24 protein-coding genes and 1 other annotated feature are annotated in these 26254 nt (G+C 56.8%); of the genes, 5 read left to right on the top strand and 19 right to left on the bottom strand.

Annotated features, from left to right (window positions below):
• The first annotated feature begins 160 nt into the window (after positions 1-160).
• Both dsdX and dsdA read left to right on the top strand, forming a co-directional pair.
• Positions 161-1498, top strand: a complete 1338-nt coding sequence (dsdX, locus tag ACQG2G_RS00120; RefSeq protein ID WP_029881850.1) for a D-serine transporter DsdX — start codon at positions 161-163, stop codon at positions 1496-1498.
• A gap of 17 nt (positions 1499-1515) precedes the next feature.
• Positions 1516-2802 (top strand): D-serine ammonia-lyase, encoded by a 1287-nt coding sequence (dsdA, locus tag ACQG2G_RS00115; protein ID WP_013094797.1) that lies wholly within the window; start codon positions 1516-1518, stop codon positions 2800-2802.
• 32 nt (positions 2803-2834) lie between these two features.
• On the opposite strand, the gene ACQG2G_RS00110 is transcribed toward dsdA, so the two are convergent.
• The 4 genes from ACQG2G_RS00110 to ACQG2G_RS00095 all read right to left on the bottom strand — a co-directional run bounded on the left by ACQG2G_RS00110 (position 2835) and on the right by ACQG2G_RS00095 (position 6553).
• The gene (locus ACQG2G_RS00110; protein ID WP_013094796.1) at positions 2835-3182 is read right to left on the bottom strand and encodes a DUF202 domain-containing protein; all 348 of its coding nucleotides are present in this window, start codon (positions 3180-3182) and stop codon (positions 2835-2837) included.
• Positions 3172-3519 carry a YidH family protein gene (locus ACQG2G_RS00105; RefSeq protein WP_013094795.1) on the bottom strand — a complete coding sequence of 116 codons (348 nt, stop codon included), beginning with the start codon at positions 3517-3519 and terminating at the stop codon, positions 3172-3174. The genes ACQG2G_RS00110 and ACQG2G_RS00105 overlap by 11 nt, the downstream gene beginning before the upstream one ends.
• 92 nt (positions 3520-3611) lie before the next feature.
• Entirely contained in the window at positions 3612-4934 is a 1323-nt protein-coding gene (locus tag ACQG2G_RS00100; RefSeq protein ID WP_013094794.1) for a 6-phospho-alpha-glucosidase, read from the bottom strand.
• Positions 4931-6553, bottom strand: coding sequence for an alpha-glucoside-specific PTS transporter subunit IIBC (locus ACQG2G_RS00095; protein WP_013094793.1), 1623 nt, complete (start codon positions 6551-6553; stop codon positions 4931-4933). Before ACQG2G_RS00095 ends, ACQG2G_RS00100 begins: the two co-directional genes overlap by 4 nt.
• Before the next feature lie 222 nt (positions 6554-6775).
• On the opposite strand from ACQG2G_RS00095, the gene ACQG2G_RS00090 reads away from it, so the two are divergent.
• Positions 6776-7522, top strand: a complete 747-nt coding sequence (locus ACQG2G_RS00090) for a GntR family transcriptional regulator (RefSeq protein ID WP_013094792.1) — start codon at positions 6776-6778, stop codon at positions 7520-7522.
• On the opposite strand, the gene ACQG2G_RS00085 is transcribed toward ACQG2G_RS00090, so the two are convergent.
• The 3 genes from ACQG2G_RS00085 to ibpA all read right to left on the bottom strand — a co-directional run bounded on the left by ACQG2G_RS00085 (position 7490) and on the right by ibpA (position 10292).
• Positions 7490-9151 (bottom strand): putative transporter, encoded by a 1662-nt coding sequence (locus ACQG2G_RS00085; protein WP_013094791.1) that lies wholly within the window; start codon positions 9149-9151, stop codon positions 7490-7492. The genes ACQG2G_RS00090 and ACQG2G_RS00085 overlap by 33 nt on opposite strands.
• A gap of 165 nt (positions 9152-9316) precedes the next feature.
• On the bottom strand, positions 9317-9745 hold the full coding sequence (ibpB, locus tag ACQG2G_RS00080; RefSeq protein ID WP_013094790.1) for a small heat shock chaperone IbpB: 429 nt from the start codon (positions 9743-9745) through the stop codon (positions 9317-9319).
• A gap of 136 nt (positions 9746-9881) precedes the next feature.
• Positions 9882-10292: a small heat shock chaperone IbpA gene (ibpA, locus tag ACQG2G_RS00075; RefSeq protein ID WP_006177605.1), complete on the bottom strand. Its 411-nt coding sequence runs from the start codon at positions 10290-10292 to the stop codon at positions 9882-9884.
• Positions 10286-10358 (bottom strand) — a sequence feature (ROSE (Repression Of Heat Shock gene Expression) occurs in the 5'-region of heat shock genes and acts as an RNA thermometer to modulate expression.). (Overlaps the previous gene by 7 nt.)
• Before the next feature lie 248 nt (positions 10359-10606).
• Here ibpA and ACQG2G_RS00070 point away from each other — a divergent pair.
• Complete coding sequence (locus tag ACQG2G_RS00070) at positions 10607-10939, top strand: YceK/YidQ family lipoprotein (RefSeq protein ID WP_029883588.1); 333 nt, start codon at positions 10607-10609, stop codon at positions 10937-10939.
• Here ACQG2G_RS00070 and ACQG2G_RS00065 read toward each other — a convergent pair.
• From ACQG2G_RS00065 to ACQG2G_RS00030, 8 genes are all read right to left on the bottom strand, one after another.
• On the bottom strand, positions 10936-12165 hold the full coding sequence (locus ACQG2G_RS00065) for a DUF3748 domain-containing protein (protein ID WP_094084251.1): 1230 nt from the start codon (positions 12163-12165) through the stop codon (positions 10936-10938). The genes ACQG2G_RS00070 and ACQG2G_RS00065 overlap by 4 nt on opposite strands.
• Positions 12166-12215: 50 nt before the next feature.
• A complete protein-coding gene (locus ACQG2G_RS00060) occupies positions 12216-13553 on the bottom strand; it encodes an MFS transporter (protein ID WP_161496901.1) in 1338 nt (445 codons plus the stop codon).
• Positions 13554-13670: 117 nt separating this feature from the next.
• Positions 13671-14819 (bottom strand): galactonate dehydratase, encoded by a 1149-nt coding sequence (gene dgoD / locus ACQG2G_RS00055; RefSeq protein WP_094084250.1) that lies wholly within the window; start codon positions 14817-14819, stop codon positions 13671-13673.
• The gene (locus ACQG2G_RS00050) at positions 14816-15433 is read right to left on the bottom strand and encodes a 2-dehydro-3-deoxy-6-phosphogalactonate aldolase (RefSeq protein WP_014830035.1); all 618 of its coding nucleotides are present in this window, start codon (positions 15431-15433) and stop codon (positions 14816-14818) included. The genes dgoD and ACQG2G_RS00050 overlap by 4 nt, the downstream gene beginning before the upstream one ends.
• Entirely contained in the window at positions 15417-16295 is an 879-nt protein-coding gene (locus tag ACQG2G_RS00045) for a 2-dehydro-3-deoxygalactonokinase (RefSeq protein ID WP_094084249.1), read from the bottom strand. Before ACQG2G_RS00045 ends, ACQG2G_RS00050 begins: the two co-directional genes overlap by 17 nt.
• Positions 16292-16981, bottom strand: coding sequence for a D-galactonate utilization transcriptional regulator DgoR (gene dgoR / locus ACQG2G_RS00040; RefSeq protein WP_061772937.1), 690 nt, complete (start codon positions 16979-16981; stop codon positions 16292-16294). Before dgoR ends, ACQG2G_RS00045 begins: the two co-directional genes overlap by 4 nt.
• Positions 16982-17207: 226 nt before the next feature.
• Positions 17208-18020, bottom strand: coding sequence for a sugar-phosphatase (gene yidA / locus ACQG2G_RS00035; protein ID WP_013094783.1), 813 nt, complete (start codon positions 18018-18020; stop codon positions 17208-17210).
• Between the two features lie 114 nt (positions 18021-18134).
• A complete protein-coding gene (locus ACQG2G_RS00030) occupies positions 18135-19160 on the bottom strand; it encodes a zinc-dependent alcohol dehydrogenase family protein (protein ID WP_048972008.1) in 1026 nt (341 codons plus the stop codon).
• Between the two features lie 110 nt (positions 19161-19270).
• Here ACQG2G_RS00030 and ACQG2G_RS00025 point away from each other — a divergent pair, with 110 nt between their 5' ends.
• A complete protein-coding gene (locus ACQG2G_RS00025; protein WP_061772936.1) occupies positions 19271-20218 on the top strand; it encodes a LysR family transcriptional regulator in 948 nt (315 codons plus the stop codon).
• Positions 20219-20238: 20 nt separating this feature from the next.
• On the opposite strand, the gene gyrB is transcribed toward ACQG2G_RS00025, so the two are convergent.
• The 4 genes from gyrB to dnaA all read right to left on the bottom strand — a co-directional run.
• Positions 20239-22650 carry a DNA topoisomerase (ATP-hydrolyzing) subunit B gene (gene gyrB / locus ACQG2G_RS00020; protein ID WP_013094780.1) on the bottom strand — a complete coding sequence of 804 codons (2412 nt, stop codon included), beginning with the start codon at positions 22648-22650 and terminating at the stop codon, positions 20239-20241.
• Positions 22651-22678: 28 nt separating this feature from the next.
• Positions 22679-23752, bottom strand: coding sequence for a DNA replication/repair protein RecF (gene recF, locus ACQG2G_RS00015; protein ID WP_013094779.1), 1074 nt, complete (start codon positions 23750-23752; stop codon positions 22679-22681).
• The gene (gene dnaN / locus ACQG2G_RS00010; RefSeq protein WP_008500170.1) at positions 23752-24852 is read right to left on the bottom strand and encodes a DNA polymerase III subunit beta; all 1101 of its coding nucleotides are present in this window, start codon (positions 24850-24852) and stop codon (positions 23752-23754) included. The genes recF and dnaN overlap by 1 nt, the downstream gene beginning before the upstream one ends.
• A 4-nt stretch (positions 24853-24856) precedes the next feature.
• Positions 24857-26254 (bottom strand): chromosomal replication initiator protein DnaA (dnaA, locus tag ACQG2G_RS00005; protein ID WP_235172482.1); only part of this gene is annotated, 1398 nt, incomplete at its 5' end.

The raw sequence follows: 26254 nt of genomic DNA, 5'->3' as shown, positions 1-26254 counted from the left end.
CATGAATTTATGTGAACCAACAGCGAAATAAGTGCGCTTTTTTGAGTTCAGTCACTCAGTTGATCCAATCTGGCTCACCTGAACGGCAATTTTTATCGTTTGTCAGCTCACGCCGTTTTTTCGTCCAATACCCACAGATGACATAAGGGTGAGGTGAGATATGGGATCGCCGGTCTGGGTTGTGGTAACGCTGCTTGTCAGCATTGTGTTGATTGTTTTAACCATCGTAAAACTGAAGTTTCACCCGTTCCTTGCGCTGCTGCTGGCGAGCTTTTTCGTCGGCGCGATGATGGGGATGAGCCCGCTGGATATGGTGAATGCCATTGAAAGCGGGATTGGCGGTACGCTGGGCTTCCTGGCAGCAGTCATCGGCCTGGGTACCATTCTGGGTAAGATGATGGAAGTCTCCGGTGCGGCGGAGCGCATCGGGATCACCCTACAGCGCTGCCGCTGGCTGTCAGCGGACGTCATTATGGTGCTGGTGGGTCTTATCTGCGGTATTACGCTGTTCGTGGAAGTGGGCGTGGTACTGCTGATCCCACTGGCGTTTTCCATCGCCAAAAAGACGAATACGTCGCTGCTTAAGCTTGCCATTCCGCTCTGTACTGCACTGATGGCGGTGCACTGCGTGGTACCGCCGCATCCGGCTGCGTTGTTTGTCACCAACAAATTAGGTGCGGACGTCGGAACGGTGATTGTTTACGGCCTGCTGGTGGGTCTGGTGGCATCTCTGGTTGGTGGCCCGCTGTTCCTGAAACTGCTCGGCAACCGTCTGCCGTATAAACCGGTTCCGGCAGAATTTTCCGACCTGAAGGTGCGGGAGGAGCATACCCTGCCGTCGCTGGGGGCAACGCTGTTTACGGTGCTGCTGCCGATTGTTCTGATGCTGGTGAAGACCCTCGCTGAGCTCAATATGGCGAAGGAAGGCACGCTGTATACCCTGCTGGAGTTTATCGGCAACCCGATCACGGCAATGTTTATCGCTGTATTTGTCGCCTACTACCTGCTGGGGATCCGCCAGCATATGGGCATGGGCGCAATGCTGACCCATACGGAGCACGGCTTTGGCTCTATCGCGAACATATTGTTGATTATTGGTGCCGGTGGCGCGTTCAACGCTATTCTCAAAACCAGCGGGCTGGCAGATTCGCTGGCGCATATTCTCTCGAACCTGCACATGCATCCGATCCTGCTCGCCTGGCTGGTGGCGCTGGTGCTGCATGCCGCTGTAGGCTCCGCTACGGTCGCGATGATGGGTGCGACCGCAATAGTGGCGCCGATGCTGCCGCTCTACCCGAACGTAAGCCCGGAGATCATCACCATTGCCATCGGTTCCGGCGCTATTGGCTGCACGATCGTGACCGATTCGCTCTTCTGGCTGGTCAAGCAATACTGCGGCGCGACCCTGAATGAGACCTTCAAATACTATACGACGGCGACGTTTATCGCCTCGGTGCTTGCACTTGGCGGCACATTCCTGCTTTCTTTCATTATCTGAGCGCGACGAGACGTATTATGGAAAACGCAACTATCACTGCTTTAACCGCACAGTTTCCTCTGGTTGAGGATCTGATGGCTCTGAAAGAGACAACGTGGCTTAACCCGCGAACCACTTCGCTTGCAGAAGGGCTGCCCTATGTCGGGCTGACCAAAGCCGACGTGGACGACGCGCATGCGCGCCTCAACCGCTTCGCGCCGTATCTGGCGAAAGCCTTCCCGGAAACCGCGGCAACGGGCGGGATTATCGAATCTGAGCTGGTTGCTATTCCGGCCATGAAAAAACGGCTGGAGAGAGAATCTGGCAAGGCTCTTCCCGGAACGCTGCTGCTGAAAAAAGACAGTCATCTGCCCATCTCCGGCTCGATTAAAGCGCGCGGCGGCATCTACGAGGTGCTGACCCACGCGGAAAAACTGGCGCTGGAAGCGGGATTGCTGAGCACTGAAGATGACTACAGCATCCTGCTGGAACCGCGCTTTAAAGACTTCTTTAGCCAGTACAGCATTGCGGTGGGTTCAACCGGCAACCTGGGGATGTCCATCGGCATCATGAGCGCACGCATCGGCTTTAAGGTGACGGTACATATGTCCGCCGACGCCCGCGAGTGGAAGAAAGCCAAACTGCGCAGCCATGGCGTTACCGTCGTGGAATATGAGCAGGATTATGGCGTGGCGGTGGAACAAGGGCGAAAAGCGGCGGAAAACGACCCGAACTGCTTCTTTATCGACGATGAAAACTCCCGCACCCTGTTCCTGGGCTATGCCGTTGCCGGCGAGCGCCTGAAGGCGCAGTTTGCCGAACAGGGCCGTGTGGTGGATGCAGAGCACCCGCTGTATGTCTATCTGCCGTGCGGCGTTGGCGGGGGTCCTGGCGGTGTGGCGTTTGGTCTGAAGCTGGCGTTTGGCGACAACGTTCACTGCTTCTTTGCCGAGCCCACGCACTCCCCGTGCATGCTGCTGGGGGTTTATACCGGCCTGCACGATGAGATTGCCGTGCAGGATCTGGGTATCGACAACGTGACGGCAGCGGACGGGCTGGCGGTCGGACGCGCGTCGGGCTTCGTCGGCCGCGCGATGGAACGTCTGCTCGACGGGTTCTATACCCTTTCCGATCAAAGCATGTACGACATGCTCGGCTGGCTGGCGCAGGAGGAAGGGATTCGTCTGGAGCCATCGGCGCTGGCGGGCATGGCCGGGCCGCTGCGTGTTCAGGCTGATGCCAACGTCACCCATCTGGTGTGGGCGACCGGCGGCGGCATGGTGCCGGAAGACGAGATGGCGAAGTATCTGGCGAAAGGGAAGTAATTATGCCGGGTGGCGGCTGCGCCTTACCCGGCCTACAGGTGCACAATTTGTTGAATGTGGGTTACCGCAAACAGCAGTGATAGCGACAGCACGGCCAGGGCGATGAGGAACTTATCCCGCACCGCCTTCGGCTGCACAAAATCGTCCTGCGCCACGTCCATCACGTTACGGCTGCGGGTATAGCGCCATAAAATGATGGCCACCAGCGCCAGCACAACCAGTGAGATCCAGAAGGGTAGCCCCGTGCGGTGCCAGTTGTGCTTAATCGCCAGGGCAATCAGCGCGCCATACCCCAGCAGCGTGCGCAGCCACGCCAGCGACGTCCGCTCCGGCTGCAGGCCGGGGTCCGCTTCGCGCCGCGCTTTGCGACTATCCGCCATACACCACCAGCACCATCACCACGCCCGCCACTGTCAGCAAAATCGCACTGATGATCAGTAACCCACGCGTATAGGGCAGATCCTGCTTCAGGCGCATCGCCTTTTCGTTACGCAGCCAGCGCAGATAGCCGTAAATCGCCAGTACGCCCGCAAACAGGCACAGCAACAGTGCCAGCACTTCACGAATCAACGGCGTGGCGAAATCGGGCGCGAGCTGATCAAGACCGACGCCGGCGGCCAGAAAGCCCAGCGCGGTACGGATCCACGCCAGATATGTACGTTCATTGGCCAGCGAGAAGCGGTAGTCCGGGGCTTCACCGAGGCGGGAAATTTTCATGAAGGCTCCTTGTCATGCTGCAGGCAGGCTTCAGCATAGCGTAAATCGGCCAGGACAAGGAGACCGGCATCAGGCGATGCCGGTCAGGAGGGTTAATGCAGCTCTGGCCAGTAATCCTTATTGGCCTCGATCAGGTCATCCAGAATCGCTTTCGCGACCGACGCGCTCGGTACGGTTTTTGACAGGGTGATTGCCTGCCAGAGTTTCTGGTACGAGCGTTGCTCCCAGGCATCCACCACCAGTTTTTCCACCGCCACCTGCTGGCTCATCAGCCCTTTCTGGAAGTGCGGGATATCGCCCACGGTGAGCGGCTCCGGCCCGTTATGGCCCACCAGACACGGAATTTCCACCATCGCGTCGGCATCAAAGTTATGAATGGCCCCGTTGTTTGGCACAATCAGCAGCATCCGCTCCTGGGTATTAAAGGCAATCGCCGTCGCCAGATCGACGATGTAGGAGGCATGTTCGTCGATCTCCAGCTCCCCGGCAGAGGATTTTCCGGCTTCTATAATCGCCCGGCACGAACTGAATACATGCTTCTCACGGTGATCCATAACTTCATTGGCGCGGGTCCGCTCCGGGTTGGCGTGCGCGACCACGTAGTCCGGGAACAGGTAATACTTCAGATAGGTGTTTGGCATGGTATCTGGATCGAGCGCCTGCACGTCTTTGGCTTTGGCGAAGGTATCGTTCCAGCTCGCTTCGGTATGCGCATCTTCCGAAGGCGGAACATAGCCGTGTTTCGCCACGTATTCGCGCAGTTTCGGCATCAGATCGTTACCGTTCAGATCTTCAATCGATGTCCACCAGCCGAAGTGGTTCAGGCCGTAGTAACGCACGCGCATCTGTTTGCGGTCTTTCAGGCCCACAATCTGCGCCATGCGCCCTTCAATACCGATTGGCATATCGCAGATGTTGAGAATTTTGGCATGCGGACGCAGGCGGCGCGTCGCTTCCGCCACAATCGCCGCCGGGTTGGAGTAGTTCAGCATCCACGCGTTCGGGGAGTACTGCTCCATATAATCCACCAGTTCCAGTACGCCGCCGATGGAGCGCATGCCGTAAGAGATCCCACCCGGGCCGCAGGTTTCCTGACCCAGCACACCGTGACGCAGCGGAATTTTCTCGTCTTTTTCGCGCATCGGGTATTTGCCCACGCGGATGTGCGCCATCACGAAATCCACATCGGTAAACGCCGCTTTTGGATCGGTGGTGTAGCTAAACTCAATCTCCGGTGCCTGTTCCTTAAGGATAATTTTGCACGCCTCGGCGATGGTTTCCTGACGTGCGCCATCGTTGTCATAAAACTTCAGGGCACGCAGCGGGAAACGGTCACGGTTGGCTAACAGCATCAGGACGATACCAGGCGTAAAGGTGCTGCCGCCGCCTGCAATGACAACTGAGAATTTTTTCATGATATAGCCTCTGTCAGGGTGGTTTGTTCATTCGTTAAAGGGGTTTTCATCAGCGATTCCAGCTGGTCGCGCACCTGCGGAACGTGCAGGCCAACGATCACCTGTATGCCGTTGCCGCGTCGCACTACGCCGTGTGCGCCGAGGGCTTTGAACACCTCATCGCTTTGGGTTTGCGCCATGTCGACCAGCGCGATACGCAAGCGGGTGGCGCAGTTGTTGATGCTTTCGATGTTGGCCGCGCCGCCCAGCGCCTGCAGGAATCCGGCGGCTTGGCCGACCTGCTGGCTGGCGGCAGCCGGGGCGGTGGTTTGTCCGCGCGCCGCCTTATAGTCCGCCTTGCTGTAGAGTTTGATTTCACTCTCTTCACGACCCGGGGTTTTGAGGTTCAGACGCTCAATCAGCGTTTTGAAGACCACGAAGTAAAGGCCGGTAAAGCAGACGCCGATGCCGATCTGGGTGAATACCGTTGAAGCGTGGTTATGGAACATGGGGATCCAGTTTTGCGGCAGGAACTGGTCCAGCAGGCCACCGCCCATGTTGCCCACCACGCCAAAGGTGTACATCACCGTCGCCATGGTGGCCGCCAGCACGGCGTGAATGGCAAACAGCAACGGCGAGATAAACAGGAAAGTAAACTCCAGTGGTTCGGTAATCCCCACCAGCACGGCGGTAAGCGTGGCCGGGATCAGCAGGCCCGCGACCTTGACGCGGTTTTCTGGTGAGGCGGTGTACCAGATCGCCAGCGCAATCCCGACCGATCCAAACACCTTAGCGTTACCGTGCAGCGCGAAACCACCTTCCGGGAACAGGGTTTTCAGCGGCAGCGTGCTCTGGCTGAACGCCTGAAGATGCTGCGCCCAGTAGACCTGAATCCCGCCCTCAACGGCGGCCGGGCCAAAGATAAACGGACCGTAGACGAAGTGGTGCAGCCCGGTTGGGATCAGAATGCGTTCCAGGAAGGTATACACCCAGACACCGAGCGCACCGGCGGAGCGTAAGAACGCCTGCAGGGACTCAATGCCCATCTGCACTTTCGGCCAGCCCAGCAGCGTCAGCCAGGCGCAGGGGATCATGACGAAAAACGCGATAATCACCACAAACGAGGTGCCCTGGAAAATGCCCAGGAAAACCGGCAGTGGTTTCTCGAAAAAGCGGTTATGGATCGCAGTGACAATACCGGAAATCGCAATCGCCCCAATAATGCTGGTATCAAGGGTTTTGATCCCGGCAATCATCGCCAGCCCGCTTCCCGCCGTCGGTTCGGCGGAAAAGTCGACGCCAAAGAAGTGGCCCCAGGTCATCCCCATCGCGTTGATGAAGTAGTTCCAGGTCAGGAAGCTGATCAGCACCGCCAGACAGGCGCGGCCCTGCGCCTGTTTCGCCAGACCAATCGGTAAGCCAACGGCAAAAATCAACGGCATATTGCGGAATACCGCCCAGCCGCCCTCTTCAATGATGTGCACGATCTGCGCGAACAGATTATCAGGAGCCGTTAAGGCTTCGCCCACGAAAAGCGGATTGCGAAGCATGATGGCGATTCCCACCACGATCCCGGCAAAGGGAAACAGCAACACCGGGGTAAACATGGCACCACCAAAACGTTGTATTTGACTGAGCATCTTTAAATCCTCACGTAACAACCTGTAGGGGAGAGAGGCCTTTATGGTTTTGTGCTGGCCTGAGGTGAGCATAAGAAGTTACTGATGCGCGAACATGGCGTGCCGCTGCGATTCGTGATCGCATTCATGGTTTTATTTTGACCAATCAAGTCTACTTTTCGCTGTAAATATGGACATGTCAGGATGCAATCCACGCCCTGATACGGGCAGAGAGGTCTACTGGTGATCTACAAATCCATTGCCGACCGATTACGGCTACGGCTGAATTCATCGGACTACAACATCGGCAGCCCCATTCCGGGTGAGAAAGCGCTGGCGCAGGAGTTTGGCGTGGCGCGCATGACCATTCGCAAGGCGCTGGATCTGCTGGTGAGTTGGGGGCTGGTTGAGCGGCGGCACGGCAGCGGGACGTTTGTAGCACGCAAAGATGTGCACCATGAAACCACCAACCTCACCGGGCTGGTGGAGGTACTGCGTCAGCAGGGCAAAGAGGTACAGAGCAAGGTGTTGCAGTTTGAAGTGATGCCCGCCCCGCCCGCCATCGCCAGCCAGCTGCGGATCCAGGTGGATGAGCGGATCTACTTTTCCCGCCGGGTGCGCTACGTGGACGGAAAACCGCTGATGCTGGAGGACAGCTTTATGCCCGTGAAGCTGTTTCGCAACCTCTCGCTGGCGCATCTGGAAGGGTCAAAGTTTGATTACATCGAGAAGGAGTGCGGAATTACAATCAGCGGCAATTACGAGAGCCTGACGCCGGTACTGGCCGATAAACAACTCGCTGGTTACATGAACCTGCCGGAGCAAACGCCGCTGCTGCGCATTACCTCTCTCTCCTACAGCGACAGCGGCGAGTTCCTTAACTATTCCGTGATGTTCCGAAATACCAGTGATTACCAGGTGGACTACCATCTGCGGCGCATCCACCCGGACGACCTGCTAACTCATCCCCCAGAACAGCACCGCCAGTAGCTGCGGGGTGATGATGCGCAGGAACATGACCAGCGGATAGACCGTAGCGTACGACAGCGCCGCCGCGCCGCTGGTGGCGTGCAGGCTATTGGCAAAGGCCAGCGCCGGTGGATCCGTCATTGACCCCGCCAGCATGCCGCAGAGCGTCAGATAGTTCATTTTCGCGAACATTCGCGCCAGTATGCCGACCGTCAGCAGCGGGATCGCGGTGATGAAGATGCCGTAGCCGACCCAACTCATCCCTTCCCCCCTGACCAGGGTATCGACAAAATCGCCACCGGATTTTAGCCCGACGACCGCCAGAAACAGCACAATGCCCAGCTCGCGCAGCGCCAGGTTGGCGCTCGGCGGCATAAACCAGTAGAGCTTACCGACACAGCCGATTCGCCCAAGGATCAGCGCCATAATCAGCGGCCCGCCCGCCAGACCCAGCTTGAGGGCCACCGGGAACCCCGGTATATACAGCGGAATGGAGCCAAGCAGCACGCCCAGCCCGATACCGATAAACACCGGCAGCATTTGGACCTGCTGCAGTTTTTGCTGAGCGTTACCGACCATATCCGCCACGGCGTCAATGGACGACGGACGCCCGACCAGGTTAAGAATATCGCCGAACTGCAGGCTGGCTTCCGGGCTGGCGACCAGTTCAACACCGGCGCGATTGAGACGAGAGATAACCACGTCGTAACGTTCTTTTACCTGCAAATCGCGTATTTTCTTGCCCAGAACGTGCTCGTTAGTTACCACCACACGCTCCACGCGCATGTCGGTGCCGCGGGTAGAGAGCGAGGTATCCACTTCCTGACCAATCACCAGCCGCGCGTTGTTTAAATCCCCGGGCTGCCCGACAAGGTGCAGCAGATCGCCTTGCCGGATAATGGTGCCAGGCGCGGGCACCATCAGCATCTCGTCACGTTTAAGGCGCGAGCAGATGATATTGGCGCTGTTCAGGATCGGCACGTCCTGAATCGCCATGTTGTTCAGATTGGGGTTATCGACGCGAATGTTGATGGTTTTGATCGGCATATGGCCGTTGGTGAGCGTGGTTTCGTGGTCCTTCGCCTCTTTGTCGACGTTAATGCGAAAGAGCACCCGAACCAGCCACATGGAGAGCAGAATGCCGCAAATCCCGAACGGATAAGCCATCGCATAGCTCATCCCCATCTGGTCGACAATGCCGGGTTCGATACCTAAATCGCGCAGAATTTGCTGGCCCGCCCCCAACGCGGGCGTGTTAGTCACGGCCCCGGAGAAAATGCCCAGCACCACGGGCAGCGGAATGGCGAAGAGTTTATGCAGGATAGCGGTGACCAGCCCGCCCATTACGACGATGCCGAGGGCAAACAGATTGAGGCGTAATCCGGAAACCCGCAGGGAAGCAAAAAAGCCCGGCCCGACCTGAATGCCGATGGTATAGACGAAGAGGATCAGGCCGAATTCCTGCGTAAAGTGGAGCATATCGGCGCTGAGAACCAGCCCGAGTTTGTCAGCAAAGTGCCCGACAAAAATGCCGCCAAACAGCACCCCACCGATCCCAAACCCGACGCCACGGATTTTGATGTTGCCAATCCATAATCCAACAACAGCGACCAGGGCCAACACGCTGACGGTTAACGCGATATCACTCATGATCCACTTCCTTGCATAACCTTAGTTATGTTAAGGATTCTCTCAGAGGTGAAGGGCGTTGTATGGGTGATGGCGCACAAAAAAGCCCTGCCGGGGCAGGGCTTTATCTTTTCACCCTCTCCCTGTGGGAGAGGGCTGGGGGTGAGGGCACCAGCCCGCACAGCATTAGCTGTTCAGCGCCGGCCGCTCGCTAATGGCGATACGCTGTGGCGCGATGGCTTCCGGCACGTTACGGACCAGGTCAATATGCAGCAACCCGTTGGTAAAGGTCGCGCCGGAGACTTCCATATGATCTGCCAGGGTAAAGCTCAGGCTAAACGGCTGAGTCACCAGCCCCTGATGCAGCCATTTGGTCTCGGTTTCTTGTTTTTCCGGCGACCCTTTCACGGTCAGACGCGTGCCTTCGAGCTGGATATCCAGATCGTCCTGGCGGAACCCGGCCAGCGCCAGCGTGATGCGATAGTGGTTATCGTCGCTTTTTTCGATGTTATACGGCGGAAACGTCTGGTGCTCAGTGGTGCTTTGCAGGGCGTTAGCCAGTTTGTCAAAACCAATCCACTGACGCAGCAGGGGGGATAAATCGTAGTTACGCATACTAAATCTCCTTCTGAGAAGCGAGTTCGGCACAGTTTATTTTTGTGCACAGTTGTTCCTGCAAATCCTTGTGGATTCGCATATGCTCCCGGTTCGGCAAGCAATTCTGAGTGGGCCGCTGACGCGACCCGCGGCATTAATTAATTTCGATACGGCGCGGTTTTTTCTCTTCCGGAATCACACGTTCCAGCTCGATAAACAGCAGACCGTTGACCAGGTTCGCGCCTTTAACGTGAATGTTCTCCGCTAACTGGAACTTGCGTTCAAAGTTGCGCTCGGCAATGCCCTGGTAAAGGTAGGTACGTTCTTTCTGCTCAGCCGTATGTGAACCTTTCACCACCAGCAGGTTGTCCTGCGCGGTGATCTCCAGTTCGCTCTCTGCAAAACCGGCGACAGCAATCGCAATGCGGTAGTGGTTTTCATCAACCAGCTCAACATTGTATGGAGGGTAGCCGTTGCTCTGGCTTTGGTTATTTTCTAAATGATTAAACAGGCGGTCAAAACCAATTGCAGAACGGTATAGCGGGGAAAGATCGAAGTTACGCATAAATAAAAGCTCCTGAAATCAGCGAGAAATTTTAGCCTTCCACCATGGACAGGCCATTGCGCCCCCGAACACCCATCAGGCGTGCTCGTTATCGGGTTACATTCTTAAAATGGGTCTGGAACCGGTGTTTTCAACCGCGACGTTCGCACTTTTTTTTGCACTTTTGTGCTTCTCGCTTAGACTGGGACAACAGCACAAAGGGTTAAATTGCGATGGCTGCCACAGTGCGGGGTTATTGGGCTATTCATTTTCAACAAGGCTCGCTATAACCCAGAGTTGCAGGTCTATGCAGTGCCATTAACGATGACTGAGTGATGATGAAAAATGTTCTGATTAAGCTGACGACGTTCAGCGGGGTGGTTTTACTTTGCGGGTGTTCGAGCGTGATGTCTCACACCGGCGGTAAAGAAGGAACATATCCGGGGACGCGCGCCAGCGCGGCGATGATCTCCGATGATGACACGAACTGGGGCACCAAATCCCTGGTGATCCTCGATATGCCGTTCACGGCAGTGGCCGATACGCTTTTGCTGCCCTGGGATATGTTCCGCACGGACAGCTCCGTACGCTCGCGCGTTGAGAAAAGCGAGCAGCAAAATCTGGCAACCAACGCCGTTATCCCGCCCGCCGAGATGCCGCGACGCTAATCCTGTACGGTTTCCGTTAGCCACAGCTGGCGGAAACCCTCTTTCTCCTCCATCCATGCAATAGCGCGCCCGTCCGGGGAAAAGACGACCGCATCGGCAGACGGCGGATTGCCGTGATCGGACGTCAAAAACGTGACCTCTCCGGTCTGCGCATCGCAGCAGGCGATACGATTTTCCAGCACAAATCCCAGACTGTCGCCCGAAGGATGCCAGTTGAATGCCGACTGGATACCGCTTTCGGTATGCGTTAACTGACGCGGCTCGCCCCCCTCCGGTGAGATCAGCCACAGCTGGACAATGCCGTTGTCATCACGCATCAGAAAAGCAATCTGCGTACCCTGCGGGTTGCTGCGCACCCAGTGGCGCGGCACGTTCACCAGCCCCGGATACGCCTTTTGATGGGTGAAAGTCAGACGGCGCTGCAGCACGCCAGCAGGCGGTGCTGGCATCGTCTCTGGCGTGCCCTGCAATGGCGCATCGCCTGCCTGTTTCCAGCCCTGCTCGTCTTTGGGCAGATCGACAATAAACAGTTCAGGCACTTTTTCGCCTTTCACAGACAGGGTATCGCCAATAAACGCCAGCCTGCCGTTGCCCACCCAGCCCTCTTCATAGGCGCGGTTGATCTCATCGCTGCCCGGCTGTGGGTTCAGCGTCGTGCGGCTTACCAGCACGCTCCAGAAGGTGCCCGGATATTCATGAGGATGGTTGCCCTGCGGGATGACCGGGCCAAAGGGTGCGGCGACGCCAACGTTACGTAAATCGAGCTTTGGATCGCGCTCATGCAACACATGGTCGTTATAGGTGAAGCTGACGAACTGCCCGTTCGGGCTAAAGACGTGTACATGGCTACCGCCACGGAGTGCGCCTGCGGTATAGGGCGCGGTGATATCCATGGCATCGAGGTTGCTCGCCTGGCCGTTATGGACAATCACGCCCTGGCGATGGTGAAAATCGTATTGCCAGTCTGCATCCGGGTTTTTCGGGCCGTGGATAAAGACGTATTTGTCTTGTGCAGGATGAACGGTCACCACCCCAACATGCGCGCCGTGCGTGGCACGATAAATCACCTCAACCTCGCCCGTACTGACGTTTACCCGCTCAATGGTTTCGCCGGTGAACGATGCCCCGGACGGGCGCACATCGTAGACCAGCCACTGGCTGTCCGGTGTCCAGGTATTGGTATTGGTGAGCTGGTGGTTGCGGGAAGCAAAGGTGATTTGTTTCATGGGATACCCTGATGCGCAGTTATCGCATCAGGGTAAAACATCCGAAGGGATTAGCCTACTCGTTTCACGTCGCCGACCAGCAGGATGTAGGAGAGCGCGCCAATCAACGCCACGGCAGAGATGTAGACCAGGGCCGGGCCAAAGCCGTAGTCCTGCGCCAGGTAGCCGATGACCAGCGGCACAGTAATCCCGCCGAGTCCACCGACGAAGTTGAACACACCACCGGTCAGGCCAATCAGACGCATCGGCGCCAGAGACGACACCAGCGACCAGGTGATAGAGGCAAAACCGTTGCCGAAGAACGCGAGCGCCATCAGGGTCATAATCCACACCGGATCGTTGGTGTAGTTGGCGCCCATGATACAGGTTGAGATCAGCAGCCCGCAGATAATCGGCGTTTTACGCGCAACACCTAATGAGACGCCTTTTTTGACCAGCTTATCCGCCAGCCAGCCCGAGAGCAGCACGCCAAAGAATGCGGCAAGGAACGGCACGGTGGTCATAAAGCCCGCCTTCAGCGCGGTAATCCCCTTTTCCTGGGTGAGGTAATTCGGGAACCAGGTCAGGAAGAACCACAGCGTCGACGTAACCGCAAACTGACCGAGATAAACCCCCACCAGCTTACGATGGAAGACCAGCTTCCAGTCCGCGCGGGTCAGCGGCTGACGCGCCTCTTTTTTCACTGGCGCATCGCCGTCTACCAGGCCGCCACCGTCGCGGATGTAGTCCAGTTCCGCTTTGGTGATATTTTTTGTCAGACGCGGCGGTTGATAGACCTTGAACCAGATCAGGGACCAGATAATGCCGATCCCACCAGTGACGATAAACACCCAATGCCAGCTTAGCAGCTCCTGGATCCAGATTAACAGCGGGGTCAGGAACGCCAGGCCGACAAACTGCCCGGAGGTGTAAAAGCCCACCGCAGAGGCACGTTCATGCTCCGGGAACCAGCTGGTGACCATACGGTTGTTGGTGGGGAACGCGGGTGCCTCGAAAACGCCGGTGATAGCACGCAGGCCAATCAGCGACATCAGCCCGGTGGCGAAGCCCTGGAACAGGGTCGCCACGGACCAGCCTAAAATGGCGATGAAGTAGGTCAGACGCGACCCCACGCGGTCGAGGAACCAGCCGCCCGGGATCTGGCAGAGCGTATAGAGCCAGGCAAACGCCGAGAAGACGTAGCCCATTTCCGCCTTGGTGATCCCAAACTCTTCCTGAATATGGGCCGAGGCCACGGCAAGGTTGGCGCGGTCAACATAGCAAATGACCACGGTAATAAAGATCATGATTAGCGTCAGGTAGCGGCGACGCCCGGTCTTTGTAGCAGTAACTGGAATATCCATCGCAATCTGTCTCCAGATTTTGGGCATAGCGAAGCCGCTCACCATGCCCTGTAATTTACAGAGGGTTATATTTTTTCTATGTACGTTTTTTTTGCCCGGTGGCGCTTCGCTTACCGGGCCTACGGGAGAGTAGGCCGGATAAGCGTAGCGCCATCCGGCGATTTACCACTCGGCTACGGAGCCGTCCTCAAGGCGCCACAGCGGGTTACGCCAGTCCGGCGCATTTTTACTGAGCTCAATGACTTTGGCTTCGTCAATGTCTACGCCAAGGCCCGGCTTCATTAATGGTTTGAAGAAACCGCCTTCCATGCTGAAGTCTTCTTTGTTTTTCACAAAGTCGAGCAATTCCGCGCCCTTGTTATAGTGAATACCCATGCTCTGTTCCTGGAACACGGCATTGCGGGAGACAAAATCCACGTGCAGGCAGGCCGCCAGCGCAACGGGCCCCAGCGGACAGTGCGGTGCCAGCGCCACATCGTAGGCTTCTGCCATCCCGGCAATTTTGTAGCATTCGGTGATACCGCCCGCATGGGAGAGATCCGGTTGCAGGATGGCAATACCGCCTGCTTCCAGCACGCGTTTGAACTCGAAGCGCGAGAACATACGCTCACCTGCGGCGATAGGAATATGGGTCTGTTCAGCCAGTTTCGGATAGTACTCCGCCTGCTCGGCCAGGACGGGCTCTTCAATAAACAGCGGACGATAGGGCTCCAGCTCTTTAATCAGCACTTTGGCCATTGGCGCACTGACGCGTCCGTGGAAGTCCAGACCAAACTCAATCTCGTTACCGAAAGCTTCACGGATTTGCGCCACGGTATTCACCGCCCGGTCCACCGCGCGCGAGTTGTCAATCACGCCCATCTCTTCACAGCCGTTAAGCTTAAAAGTATCGAAGCCGATATTGCGCAGCTGCGTAATGCCGTCGATCACTTCCGCAGGGCGGTCGCCACCCACCCAGCTGTAGGCTTTGATTTTGTCGCGTACCAGGCCGCCCATCAGCTGCCAGACCGGGGCATTCAGCACTTTGCCTTTGATATCCCACAGCGCCTGGTCAATACCGGCGATGGCGCTCATCAGGATTGGACCGCCGCGATAAAAGCCCGCCCGGTACATCACCTGCCACAGGTCGTTAATGCGTGCCGGATCCTGTCCAATCAGGTATTCCCCCAGCTCATGCACCGCGGCCTCCACGGTGCGCGCGCGCCCTTCTATCACCGGTTCGCCCCAGCCAACCACGCCTTCATCGGTTTCAATTTTCAGGAACATCCAGCGCGGGGGTAAACGGTACGTGGTGAGTTTGGTTATTTTCATTGCACTGCCTCTCGATACGCTTTCACAAATGCTGCCGCCTGCTGCGCAGTACGCTCAACGGACTGTCCGGCGCGATAGAGATCGCTGCCCAGCCCCGCACCCACACAACCTGCGTTAATCCACTGCGCCAGGTTTTCTGGCGTCACGCCGCCCACGGCAAAGACCGGCACCCTGGCAGGCAATACTGCTTTCAGTGCTTTGATATAGTCAGGACCAAAGGCTGAAGACGGGAAAATTTTGAGTGACTGCGCACCCGCATCGAGGGCGGTAAAGGCTTCAGTAGCCGTCGCACATCCCGGACAAACGGTCATCCCATGGCTTACCGCGCGGCGGATCACCTCGGGGTTGATGTTGGGGGTGACGATGAGTTTGCAGCCCATCTTCGCCAGCCTTTCCACCTGCTCCGGCTGTAACACGGTTCCTGCGCCGATCAGCGCTTTATCACCAAAGGCATCCACCACTGTCGGAATACTTTTTTCCCACTCAGGAGAGTTGAGCGGGATTTCCACCGCGTCGAATCCGGCGTCAATAACGGCACCGACGTGCGCCAGCGCCTCATCGGGGGTAATGCCGCGCAAGATTGCGATAAGGGGAAGACTAGTTTGCCACTGCATGAGCGATGCTCCTTATTCCTGCCTGAAATGCCGTGTCGCCGGATACCGTTGATACATCACGGCCAATCGCGCGAAACGCCTGCTCGTAACGCGACGTCAGCGCTGCACCAGCGACAATCGTGACAGCCTGCTCGCGCCCGACGAACTCACGCATGCTGGCGACTTCTGCGCCAATCAGCAGGCCAGAAAGAAACTCGCTGACCTGCTCGCGCGGGAGATTTCCCAGCACGTGCGAGGCGCGAACCTCAAAAAGTTGCGGCAAAACATCAGGAGAAGCGATCCCACGCGCCAGACCGGCAGAAAACGCCGCTGCCGAGGGCGCTTGCTCTGGCAGACCCGCCCCTACCAGCGAATGAGCGAGCAGCAAATGATGCAATTCGCCGGTCATTACGGTGCGAAAATCGTGGATATGCTCTGCATCTGCCTGGACCCACTTGCAGTGCGTGCCGGGCATGACGTAGACAGAAGAAGGAGAAAGCGTGCGCGCACCGAGCAGCTGTGTCTCTTCACCGCGCATCACGTTATGGTTATCGTCGCGCGAGACGCACAAACCGGGAACAATCCAGATATTGTCGCCAACGGACGTTAACTGCTCGCCAATGGCGGAGAAAGGGGCAGGAACAGGCAGATAAGGCGCGATTTTCCAGCCCACGTTGCTGCCCACCATCCCCGCCATCACCACGGGCGTGGCGCTGTCGCGCCAGTTTTGTGTCACCTCTGCTAACACCGCCTCGGGGGATTTTCCGTTCAGACGCGTCACGCCTGCTTCTGATTGCCTGCTCTCCAGGCACTGCTCGCCCTGGTACAGCCAGGCGCGCAGATTGGTCGATCCCCAGTCAATTGCGATGTAGCGTGATGTCATGTGATTTCCTTCAGCCTTCGTGTCGAGCTGGCAATCATGGTGAGCGCCGACTGCTCTGCCGCATCGCCGTCCTGATGCCGTATCGCATCGAACAGCGCTTTATGTTCCTGGAGCGTTTTTGGCATATTGGCCTCATCACCCATCCAGGTACGTTCAAATACTGCTCGCTGTAGCGAGCTGATCGCCACGCTAAGCTGCTGTAAAACCGGGTTATGCACCGACTGCAGTACCGCCTCGTGGTAGCGAATATCCGCCTCGTTAAATGCCTCACGGTTCTGGTTATTGGCGATCATGTCGTTCAGCGCCGACTCAATCTGCGCCAGGTCACCTGAGGTGGCGCGCTCTGCCGCCCAGCGGGCGATAGCCGGTTCTACCAGGTTTCGTACCTCGCTCATGGCGCCAATCAGCCGCGGGTCGTAATCGTTTTCCAGTACCCACTGCAGAACATCGGTATCGAGGTAGTTCCACTGGTTGCGCGGGGCAACAAACGCGCCGCGATAGCGTTTCATTTCAATCAGCCGCTTCGCCATCAGCGAGCGGAACACTTCCCGGATGATGTTGCGGGAGGTTTCAAACTCCTCACACAGTTCTGCCTCTGCCGGCAGCGGCGAGCCGGGAACATATTTGCCACCCACAATCTGTGTACCCAGCGTGATGACAATGCGATCGGTTTTATTGAGTTTCATGGAGAGTCCTTGTGCTCTGTAAGTCCATCACTACTTTACCGCGACCGCTGAATTTCGCCTCACTTTTGCAGTACAAACGTGAGGCCTTTCGCCTTTGCTGTGGTGATAATGTAGTACAATCAGTTAATGTTGTACTACAATCCAGATCACAAAAAGAACAATTCAATAAACTCAGGGCCAAAAAAAGCCCCGGTTGATAACCGAGGCTGATGATTAAGGGCGACTGTTAGGAGAGGACAAATTTCTCAATCGCGTAAGCCACGCCGTCTTCCAGGTTAGATTTGGTAACGAAGTTCGCCACTTCTTTCACTGACGGGATGGCGTTTTCCATCGCCACGCCCATACCCGCGTATTCAATCATTGCGATGTCGTTTTCCTGATCGCCCAAGGCCATGATCTCCTCAGGCTTAATGCCCAGCGCGTCGGCAAGCGACTTCACGCCGGTGCCCTTATTGACGCGTTTATCGAGGATTTCGAGGAAGTACGGTGCGCTTTTCAGCACGGTGTATTTCTCTTTGACCTCCGCCGGGATGCGCGCAATGGCTTTATCGAGGACCTCAGGCTCATCGATCATCATTACTTTCAGGAACTGAGTGTTCGGATCCATTTTTTCTGCTTCACAGAACACCAGCGGAATGGTGGCGACATACGATTCGTGCACGGTGTAATAGCTGATGTCGCGGTTAGCGGTGTAGAGCGTTGTACGATCGAGCGCGTGGAAGTGGGACCCGACTTCACGGGACAGTTTTTCCAGGAACAGATAGTCATCATAATTCAGCGCGGTTTGCGCAACCGTGCTGCCGTCCGCCGCTTTCTGCACCAGCGCGCCGTTATAGGTGATGCAGTAATCACCCGGCTGATTCATGTGTAGCTCTTTGAGGTAGCTGTGCACGCCCGCATACGGACGCCCGGTGGTCAGTACCACATTCACGCCCTTTGCGCGCGCCGCGGCGATTGCATTTTTAACGGCTGGAGAGATAGTGTGGTCTGGCAGCAGCAGCGTGCCGTCCATATCGATTGCAATGAGTTTGATAGCCATGAGGTCCCCGGGATAAATGAGTGCTACCTCATGCTAACGCGATTAAGCACACAAAAATAGAGCTACATTGCGCAACAGAAAACCCCTTTTTCCGCAATCCCGGGGAACGTTGACTCACTCGCGGGTGAGGACGATTTTACCAAACGCGCCGCGATCGAGGTGTTCCAGCGCCTGCTCCAGCTGGTCAAAACGGTAGCGCTGCTCAATGACCGGTTTCAGCCCTGTCACCTCCACGGCGCGGACAAACTCTTCCAGCGCACGGCGATGCCCGACACCAATCCCCTGAATAACCGGGGATTTCAGCAACAACTCACCCGCTGATAGCGTAATCTCGCTCCCGGCCAGCACGCCAATCACCGAGATGCGTCCATGAACGGCAACGGCACGCAGGGAGTGCTGCAGGTTTTCTCCCCCCACGGTTTCAATAATGTGGTCAATGCCGCGATCCTGAGTCAGCGTTAAAAGCGCTTCAGCCCAGTCGCCTTTCAGCCGGTTGATACCCCGATCGGCTCCCAGTTTTTTGGCCCGCGCCAGCTTTTCATCACTCCCCGAGGTCACGTAAACCTCTGCACCGAGTGCTTTTGCAATTTGCAGTGCGAAAATCGCCACCCCGCCGGTGCCTTGTACCAGCACCGATTGTCCGGCTCGCAAGTTCCCGCGCTCCACCAGCGCAAACCAGGCGGTTAGCCCTGCACAAGGTAATGTGCTGGCCTCAACGTCATCCAGGGTTTCCGGAGCGGCCACCAGCCCGTTTTCATTCACGATCACGTACTCAGCCAGCATCCCCGGGAAGTACCCTCCGCTCGTTTTATAGGGCAAATGACGGGCATCCGCCTGCGGTCTGCCGTCGATCCACTCCGGGAAGAACGTCGAGATGACGCGATCGCCGGGTTGAAAACGCGTCACGCCTTCACCAATGCTGTCCACCACGCCGGCCATGTCAGACGCCGGTGTGAACGGGAAGGAAAGCGGGATCGGCATCATGCCTTCAATCACCATTTTATCGCGATAGTTGAGCGCAACGGCATTCACCCGCACGCGCACTTCGCCTGGACCGGGCTTCGGAACAGGTTCCTGGGTGAGTTTAAGATTCTCCCGTCCGAGAGCGTTCATTGACCAGCGTTGCATTGTCTCTGCCATCTTTTTTCTCCTGCCGTTAAATAAGCTTCAGTATCGACAGTCTACCGTTGACTCCTTGTTGCCAGTGGCGATAACTTTTCCCACTATTGACGCCATAATGGAAACAATCCATGACCAGTACGCTGAAGGATATTCCCGTTTTCGTGGCCGCCGTGGAGGCGGGCAGTTTTGCGCAGGCCGCGATCCGCCTGCATTTGTCGCGCTCCGCGGTGGGAAAAAGCATCGCTCGCCTGGAAGAGCGGCTGGGAGTCCGTCTGTTTCACCGCACCACCCGCAGCCAAAGCCTGACCGATAACGGGGCGCTTTTTTACGAGCGCTGCCTGCGTGCGCTGGAGGAGATTAGGGGCGCGGAGTCGCTGCTGGAAACGGGGAAGCAGCAGATCAGCGGCCGCCTGCGTGTGGCCATGCCGGTGCTGTTTGGTCGCCAGTGCGTCGCGCCACTGCTGATAGAACTGGCGCAGGAACATCCCGGTCTTGAACTGGAAATGTCATTCAGCGACCGCGTGGTGGATCTCGTAGAGGAAGGGTTTGATATGGCGGTGCGCAACGGCACGCTGCAGGACAGTAGCGTTCTGGTCGCCAGAAGGCTGGGAGAACACCGCATGGTGCTCTGTGCTGCGCCAGAATATCTGCAAAAAAGCGGTCAGCCAGACACCGTTGCTGATTTACCCCACCATACTGCCATTAACTATCTGCGAGCAGGCAGAGTGTTACCCTGGCAGCTGATGGATAACGAAGGGAGATCGCACACCTTTACTCCCCGCTCATCCCTCAATATGGATGATTTACAGGCGATTTGCGACGCAGCGCTGGCAGGATACGGCATTGCATGGTTGCCCTGCTGGATGGCCCGCAGAGAAATACAGCAGGGGAAACTCATCCCGCTTTTAAAGCAGGCGCCGGACGTACGCTTCGACGTTCATGCAGTCTGGCAACAGACGCCGCATCTGCCACTCAGAGTCAGAATTGCCATCGATACGCTTGCCAGCCGTTTACCGTCAGTGCTGTCGCTGGATATGCCTGAGCCAAAAAAAAGCCGCGCTAAATGCGCGGCCTGAGTCGTGCTGTATAACAACGATTAAATATCGATATTCGCCGCTTTCAGTGCGTTCTCTTCGATGAAGGCACGACGAGGTTCAACCGCATCGCCCATCAGGGTCGTGAACAACTGGTCGGCAGCAATCGCGTCTTTAACGGTAACGCGCAGCATGCGACGGCTTTCCGGATCCATGGTGGTTTCCCACAGCTGATCCGGGTTCATTTCGCCCAGACCTTTATAACGCTGGATTGAGAGGCCGCGACGGGACTCTTTCACCAGCCATTCCAGCGCCTGTTCGAAGCTGGCCACCGGCTGGCGACGTTCGCCACGTTCGATGAACGCATCGTCTTCAATCAGACCACGCAGCTTCTCGCCAAGAGTGCAGATACGACGGTATTCCGGGCCGGTCACAAACTCGTGCTCCAGCGGGTAATCGGTATCGACGCCGTGGGTACGCACGCGAATAATCGGCTCAAACTGCTGCGCCGCGTTCTGCTGAACGTCGAACTTCCACTGGCTACCGTGCTGCTCTTTCTCGTTCAGCTCGCTCACCAGCGCGTTCACCCAGCGGGTCACCGCCTGCTCGTTGCTCAGATCGGCTTCAGTCAGGGTTGGCTGATAGATCAGCTCCTTCAGCAGCGCTTTCGGATAGCGACGCTCCATACGACCAATCATTTTCTGCGTGGCGTTGAACTCAGATACCAGACGCTCCAGCGGCTCACCTGCCAGTGCCGGAGCGCTGGAGTTCGCATGCAGGGTCGCACCATCAAGTGCGATCGCGATTTGGTACTGATCCATCGCGTCGTCATCTTTGATGTACTGTTCCTGTTTGCCTTTCTTCACTTTGTACAGCGGCGGCTGTGCAATGTAGACGTGGCCGCGTTCAACGATTTCCGGCATCTGACGGTAGAAGAAGGTCAACAGCAGCGTACGGATGTGCGAGCCGTCGACGTCCGCATCGGTCATGATGATGATGCTGTGATAGCGCAGCTTGTCCGGGTTGTATTCGTCACGACCAATGCCGCAGCCCAGCGCGGTGATCAGCGTCGCCACTTCCTGAGAAGAGAGCATTTTGTCGAAACGCGCTTTCTCAACGTTGAGGATTTTACCTTTCAACGGCAGGATGGCCTGGTTCTTACGGTTACGGCCCTGCTTCGCAGAACCGCCCGCGGAGTCCCCTTCCACAAGGTACAGTTCGGACAGCGCCGGGTCGCGTTCCTGGCAGTCAGCCAGTTTGCCCGGCAGACCCGCTAAGTCCAGCGCGCCTTTACGGCGGGTCATTTCACGGGCTTTACGCGCCGCTTCACGGGCACGCGCCGCATCGATAATTTTACCGACAACAATTTTCGCGTCGTTCGGGTTTTCCTGCAGGTAGTCGCTCAGCAGTTCGTTCATCTGCTGTTCAACCGCCGATTTCACCTCAGAGGAGACCAGCTTGTCTTTGGTCTGTGAGGAGAACTTCGGATCCGGCACTTTCACGGAGACAACAGCAATCAGGCCTTCACGGGCGTCATCACCGGTGGCGCTGACTTTCGCTTTTTTGCTGTAGCCTTCTTTGTCCATGTAGGCGTTCAGGGTACGGGTCATCGCCGCACGGAAGCCCGCAAGGTGCGTACCACCGTCACGCTGTGGAATGTTGTTGGTGAAGCAGTAGATGTTTTCCTGGAAACCGTCGTTCCACTGCAGAGCCACTTCCACGCCGATACCGTCTTTTTCAGTAGAGAAATAGAAGATATTTGGGTGAATTGGCGTTTTGTTCTTGTTCAGGTATTCAACGAACGCTTTGATACCACCTTCATAGTGGAAGTGGTCTTCTTTGTTGTCGCGTTTGTCACGCAGACGAATTGAGACGCCGGAGTTCAGGAACGACAGTTCACGCAGGCGTTTTGCCAGGATGTCGTACTCGAATTCGGTGACGTTGGTGAAGGTTTCGAGGCTCGGCCAGAAACGCACCATGGTACCGGTTTTTTCGGTATCGCCGGTCACGGCCAGCGGCGCTTCAGGCACACCGTGCTGATAGATCTGGCGGTGAATTTTGCCTTCGCGCTGGATAACCAGTTCCAGTTTCTGCGACAGGGCGTTTACCACGGAAACACCTACGCCGTGCAGGCCGCCGGAGACTTTATAGGAGTTATCGTCAAATTTACCGCCTGCGTGCAGAACGGTCATGATCACTTCTGCAGCAGACACGCCCTCTTCCGGATGGATACCGGTCGGGATACCACGACCGTCATCCTGTACGGAAACGGAGTTATCGGCGTGGATGGTGACGATAATGTCTTTACAGTGACCCGCGAGCGCTTCGTCGATAGCGTTATCTACCACCTCGAATACCATGTGGTGCAGACCGGTGCCGTCATCCGTATCGCCGATATACATACCCGGGCGCTTACGCACCGCATCCAGCCCTTTCAGGACTTTGATACTGGAGGAGTCATAAGAATTCGACATCAACGTTTCTCGCTCATTTCAACTTGGGTTAATCCGTTATTTTACCCTTTTCCACGGTAAACATCTTCGAATTTTCGTCCGACATGTCCATAACGTGTTCAGCGCTAATGGCGCTGACGAAAACCTGCGACTGCGTGGCTTTCAGGCGGCTGGCAAGCAGCCCGCGCCGCGCGTCGTCAAGTTCCGAGGCAAAATCATCTATCAGGTACAGGCAGCGTCGCCCGCTTTCGCGGGTGAGGAACTCCCCCTGAGCCAGGCGCAGCGCGCACATCAGGAGCTTGAGCTGCCCGCGCGACAGGGTGTCTTCTACCGGCGCACCGTCAGCACGAATGCGGAAATCCGCCTTGTGCGGGCCGTGCGCGGTGTAGGTCAACATACGGTCGCGCTCGAAGTTTCTCTCCAGCACCTCGGCATAATCCGTCTCTTTTTCCCAGCCGCGCTGGAAGGAGAAGGTGAGAGAAAATTCAGGTAAAAACTGTTTGCAGGTGTCGGCCATATCTTCGGCGATGCCTGCGCTGTATTCGGCACGCCAGCGGCTGATTTGTTCCGCAAGAGGAATTAATTCCATGTCCCACGGGCGCAGCTGGGCGTAGCGCGTGACCTGGCGCAATGCGGCGTTACGCTGCTTAAGCAGACGCTTCAGGTTGCTCCAGGCGTTAAAGAAACCGGCTTCGTTGTGAAAGCATCCCCAGTCGAGGAACGCTCTTCTGTATTTGGGGCCGCCGTTGAGTAAAGTAAACCCCTCCGGCGTGATCAGCTGCATCGGCATCAGCAGCGCCAGCTCCGCCACTTTGTGGCCGTCGGTACCGTCGATGCGCACCTTGCTGTCGCCCTGCTTGTCTTTGGTCAGGCCAATGGCGGTTTCCCGCTCCTCACCCTGCAAACGCCCGTGCAGGACAAAGGATTCCTGTTCGTGGCGAATCACGCGACCAATCTGCAAACTGCGAAACGCCCGGCCATGGCCGAGCGTATAGATGGCTTCAAGCACGCTGGTTTTGCCGCTGCCGTTCGCGCCAACCAGGAAGTTAAAGCCAGGGGATAAAGCGAGATCCGCGCTTTCGATATTGCGAAAGTCGCGGATCAACAGACGGGTGAGCGACATTACAGTCTCATTGGCATAACAACATACGCAGCCGACTGTGATGCGGCATCTTCAATCTGTACGCTCGAAACGGAGTCAGTCAGCAGAATGCGAACGTTCTCGCATTTCAGTGCATTCAGCACGTCCAGCACGTAGCTGACGTTAAACCCGATTTCCATCTCAGCCCCGGCGTAGGTGACGTCCAGAATCTCTTCTGCCTCTTCCTGCTCCGGGTTGTTGGCGGTGATTTTGATCTGGTTTTCACTTACGTACAGGCGCACACCGCGGAATTTCTCGTTCGAGAGAATGGCCGCGCGGGCAAACGCCTGCTTGAGGCTATCGCAACCCGCTTCAAGCGTTTTGTCCGGGTTCTTCGGCAATACGCGGCGATAATCCGGGAAACGACCGTCAACCAGCTTGGATGTGAAGACGAAATCGCCCACGTGAGCGCGGATGTTGTTGCTGCCGATCTGCACGCGCAGCGGCGTGTCGCCACCGTCGAGCATACGCATCAGCTCAATTACGCCTTTACGCGGCACGATCACCGAATGGTTAGGTAGTGAGTCGCCAATTGGCATGGAACAGACCGCCAGACGGTGGCCGTCGGTGGCCACGGTACGCAGCTCTTCCCCTTCGGTTTCGAACAGCATGCCGTTTAAATAGTAACGAACATCCTGGTGCGCCATAGAGAACTGCGTGGCTTCAATCAGACGCTTCATCGTCGCCTGCGGCAGGGTGAATTCGACTTCACTTTGCCAGTCGTCCAGGTTCGGGAAGTCCGCAGCAGGCAGCGTGGAGAGGGAGAAACGGCTGCGGCCAGAACGCACCAGCATGCGGTCGCCTTCCAGCTGCACCGCGATCTCTGCGCCTTCCGGCAGCCCGCGGCAGATATCAAAGAATTTACGTGCCGGAACCGTGGTCGCGCCTGCGTCATGCGGCTGAGTCAGCGTAACGCGCGCGATCATTTCCATTTCCAGGTCTGTGCCGGTCAGCGACAGCGTACCGTCCGCGACCTGAAGCAGCAGGTTTCCGAGAATAGGCAGCGTTGGGCGGCCACCTAATGGGCCACTCACCTGTTGCAGCGGTTTTAATAAATGTTCACGTTCAACGGTAAATTTCATAGCGTCACGATGATAATGTTCTGATTAAATTGGAAAAATCTTCTTTTATGTCGTGGCTTTCTTCGCGTAACTGCTCAATCTTGCGACAAGCGTGCAGCACGGTCGTATGGTCACGGCCACCAAACGCATCGCCGATCTCCGGCAGACTGTGGTTGGTTAACTCCTTTGCCAGCGCCATCGCCATCTGACGCGGGCGCGCCACCGAGCGGGAACGACGTTTAGACAGTAAATCTGCCACTTTGATTTTGTAGTACTCGGCCACCGTCTTCTGAATGTTGTCGATAGTGACCAGTTTTTCCTGCAGTGCCAGCAGATCGCGCAGCGCTTCACGCACAAAATCGATGGTGATCGCGCGGCCGGTAAAGTTGGCATTGGCGATGACGCGGTTCAGCGCCCCTTCCAGCTCACGAACGTTGGAACGCAGACGCTTGGCAATAAAGAACGCCACTTCACCCGGCAGGCGAATGTCGTTCTCATCGGCTTTTTTCATCAGGATCGCGACGCGGGTTTCCAGCTCCGGCGGCTCGATCGCCACGGTCAGGCCCCAGCCGAAGCGGGATTTCAGACGATCTTCCACACCGTTGATCTCTTTTGGATAACGATCCGAGGTCAAAATGATCTGCTGGTTACCTTCCAGCAGCGCATTGAAGGTGTGGAAAAACTCCTCCTGCGATCGTTCTTTATTCGCAAAGAACTGAATGTCATCGATCAGTAGCGCATCAACAGAACGATAATAGCGTTTAAACTCTTCGATCGCATTGTTTTGCAGGGCCTTTACCATGTCCTGAACGAAGCGCTCGGAGTGCATATACACCACTTTCGCATTTGGCTTGCGCGCCATAATGCCGTTACCCACCGCGTGCAGAAGGTGCGTTTTACCCAGACCCGTGCCGCCATAGAGGAACAGCGGGTTATAGGCTCCACCGGGGTTGTCTGCCACCTGGCGAGCCGCCGCGCGTGCCAGCTGGTTCGATTTACCTTCCACGAAGTTATCGAAGGTGTGTTTGACGTTAACGTTAGAGCGGTAGGTCGGTTCTGCCGGGGCAGGCACATTATCCCAACCCGGACGTGCAGCAGGAGCAACGCGAGGAGCCGGAGCGGGTGCCGCCTGAGCAGGCGCTGCCACGTTTACGGTTTCGCGCACCGTCTGGGTAACCGGCTTTGTGCCTACTTCAAAGCGCAGCTGCGGGGCATCTGACCCGCAGAAATCATTCAGCAGTCCATTGATGTTATTAAGGTACTTGTCCCTTACCCAATCGAGCACAAAACGGTTTGGCGCATACAAAGCCAGCGTGTTATCGCTCAGTTCCGCCTGCAACGGGCGGATCCACATACTGAATTCTGTGGCTGGTAACTCATCCTGCAATCGGGCAAGACACTGCTGCCAAAGCGAAAGTGACAC

The organism is Enterobacter cloacae complex sp. 382A5 (assembly GCF_050031095.1).
GTDB classification, from domain to species: Bacteria; Pseudomonadota; Gammaproteobacteria; order Enterobacterales; family Enterobacteriaceae; genus Enterobacter; species Enterobacter cloacae.
The sequence above is the reverse complement of the archived record's forward strand: the minus strand, read 5'-3'. Positions and strand labels throughout refer to the sequence as shown.

Coding starts and splice junctions, on each gene's coding strand:
- ibpA (WP_006177605.1), bottom strand. CDS start 10,292: ATGCGTAACTTCGATCTTTCCCCGCTATACCGTTCTGCAATTGGTTTT.
- recF (WP_013094779.1), bottom strand. CDS start 23,752: ATGTCGCTCACCCGTCTGTTGATCCGCGACTTTCGCAATATCGAAAGC.
- gyrB (WP_013094780.1), bottom strand. CDS start 22,650: ATGTCGAATTCTTATGACTCCTCCAGTATCAAAGTCCTGAAAGGGCTG.
- ACQG2G_RS00110 (WP_013094796.1), bottom strand. CDS start 3,182: ATGGCGGATAGTCGCAAAGCGCGGCGCGAAGCGGACCCCGGCCTGCAG.
- ACQG2G_RS00070 (WP_029883588.1), top strand. CDS start 10,607: ATGATGAAAAATGTTCTGATTAAGCTGACGACGTTCAGCGGGGTGGTT.
- yidA (WP_013094783.1), bottom strand. CDS start 18,020: ATGGCTATCAAACTCATTGCAATCGATATGGACGGCACGCTGCTGCTG.
- ACQG2G_RS00065 (WP_094084251.1), bottom strand. CDS start 12,165: ATGAAACAAATCACCTTTGCTTCCCGCAACCACCAGCTCACCAATACC.
- ACQG2G_RS00030 (WP_048972008.1), bottom strand. CDS start 19,160: ATGGCAGAGACAATGCAACGCTGGTCAATGAACGCTCTCGGACGGGAG.
- dsdX (WP_029881850.1), top strand. CDS start 161: ATGGGATCGCCGGTCTGGGTTGTGGTAACGCTGCTTGTCAGCATTGTG.
- ACQG2G_RS00095 (WP_013094793.1), bottom strand. CDS start 6,553: ATGCTCAGTCAAATACAACGTTTTGGTGGTGCCATGTTTACCCCGGTG.
- ibpB (WP_013094790.1), bottom strand. CDS start 9,745: ATGCGTAACTACGATTTATCCCCCCTGCTGCGTCAGTGGATTGGTTTT.
- ACQG2G_RS00060 (WP_161496901.1), bottom strand. CDS start 13,553: ATGGTGAGCGGCTTCGCTATGCCCAAAATCTGGAGACAGATTGCGATG.
- ACQG2G_RS00025 (WP_061772936.1), top strand. CDS start 19,271: ATGACCAGTACGCTGAAGGATATTCCCGTTTTCGTGGCCGCCGTGGAG.
- dsdA (WP_013094797.1), top strand. CDS start 1,516: ATGGAAAACGCAACTATCACTGCTTTAACCGCACAGTTTCCTCTGGTT.
- ACQG2G_RS00105 (WP_013094795.1), bottom strand. CDS start 3,519: ATGAAAATTTCCCGCCTCGGTGAAGCCCCGGACTACCGCTTCTCGCTG.
- dgoR (WP_061772937.1), bottom strand. CDS start 16,981: ATGAAACTCAATAAAACCGATCGCATTGTCATCACGCTGGGTACACAG.
- ACQG2G_RS00085 (WP_013094791.1), bottom strand. CDS start 9,151: ATGAGTGATATCGCGTTAACCGTCAGCGTGTTGGCCCTGGTCGCTGTT.
- ACQG2G_RS00050 (WP_014830035.1), bottom strand. CDS start 15,433: ATGCAGTGGCAAACTAGTCTTCCCCTTATCGCAATCTTGCGCGGCATT.
- dgoD (WP_094084250.1), bottom strand. CDS start 14,819: ATGAAAATAACCAAACTCACCACGTACCGTTTACCCCCGCGCTGGATG.
- dnaN (WP_008500170.1), bottom strand. CDS start 24,852: ATGAAATTTACCGTTGAACGTGAACATTTATTAAAACCGCTGCAACAG.
- ACQG2G_RS00100 (WP_013094794.1), bottom strand. CDS start 4,934: ATGAAAAAATTCTCAGTTGTCATTGCAGGCGGCGGCAGCACCTTTACG.
- ACQG2G_RS00045 (WP_094084249.1), bottom strand. CDS start 16,295: ATGACATCACGCTACATCGCAATTGACTGGGGATCGACCAATCTGCGC.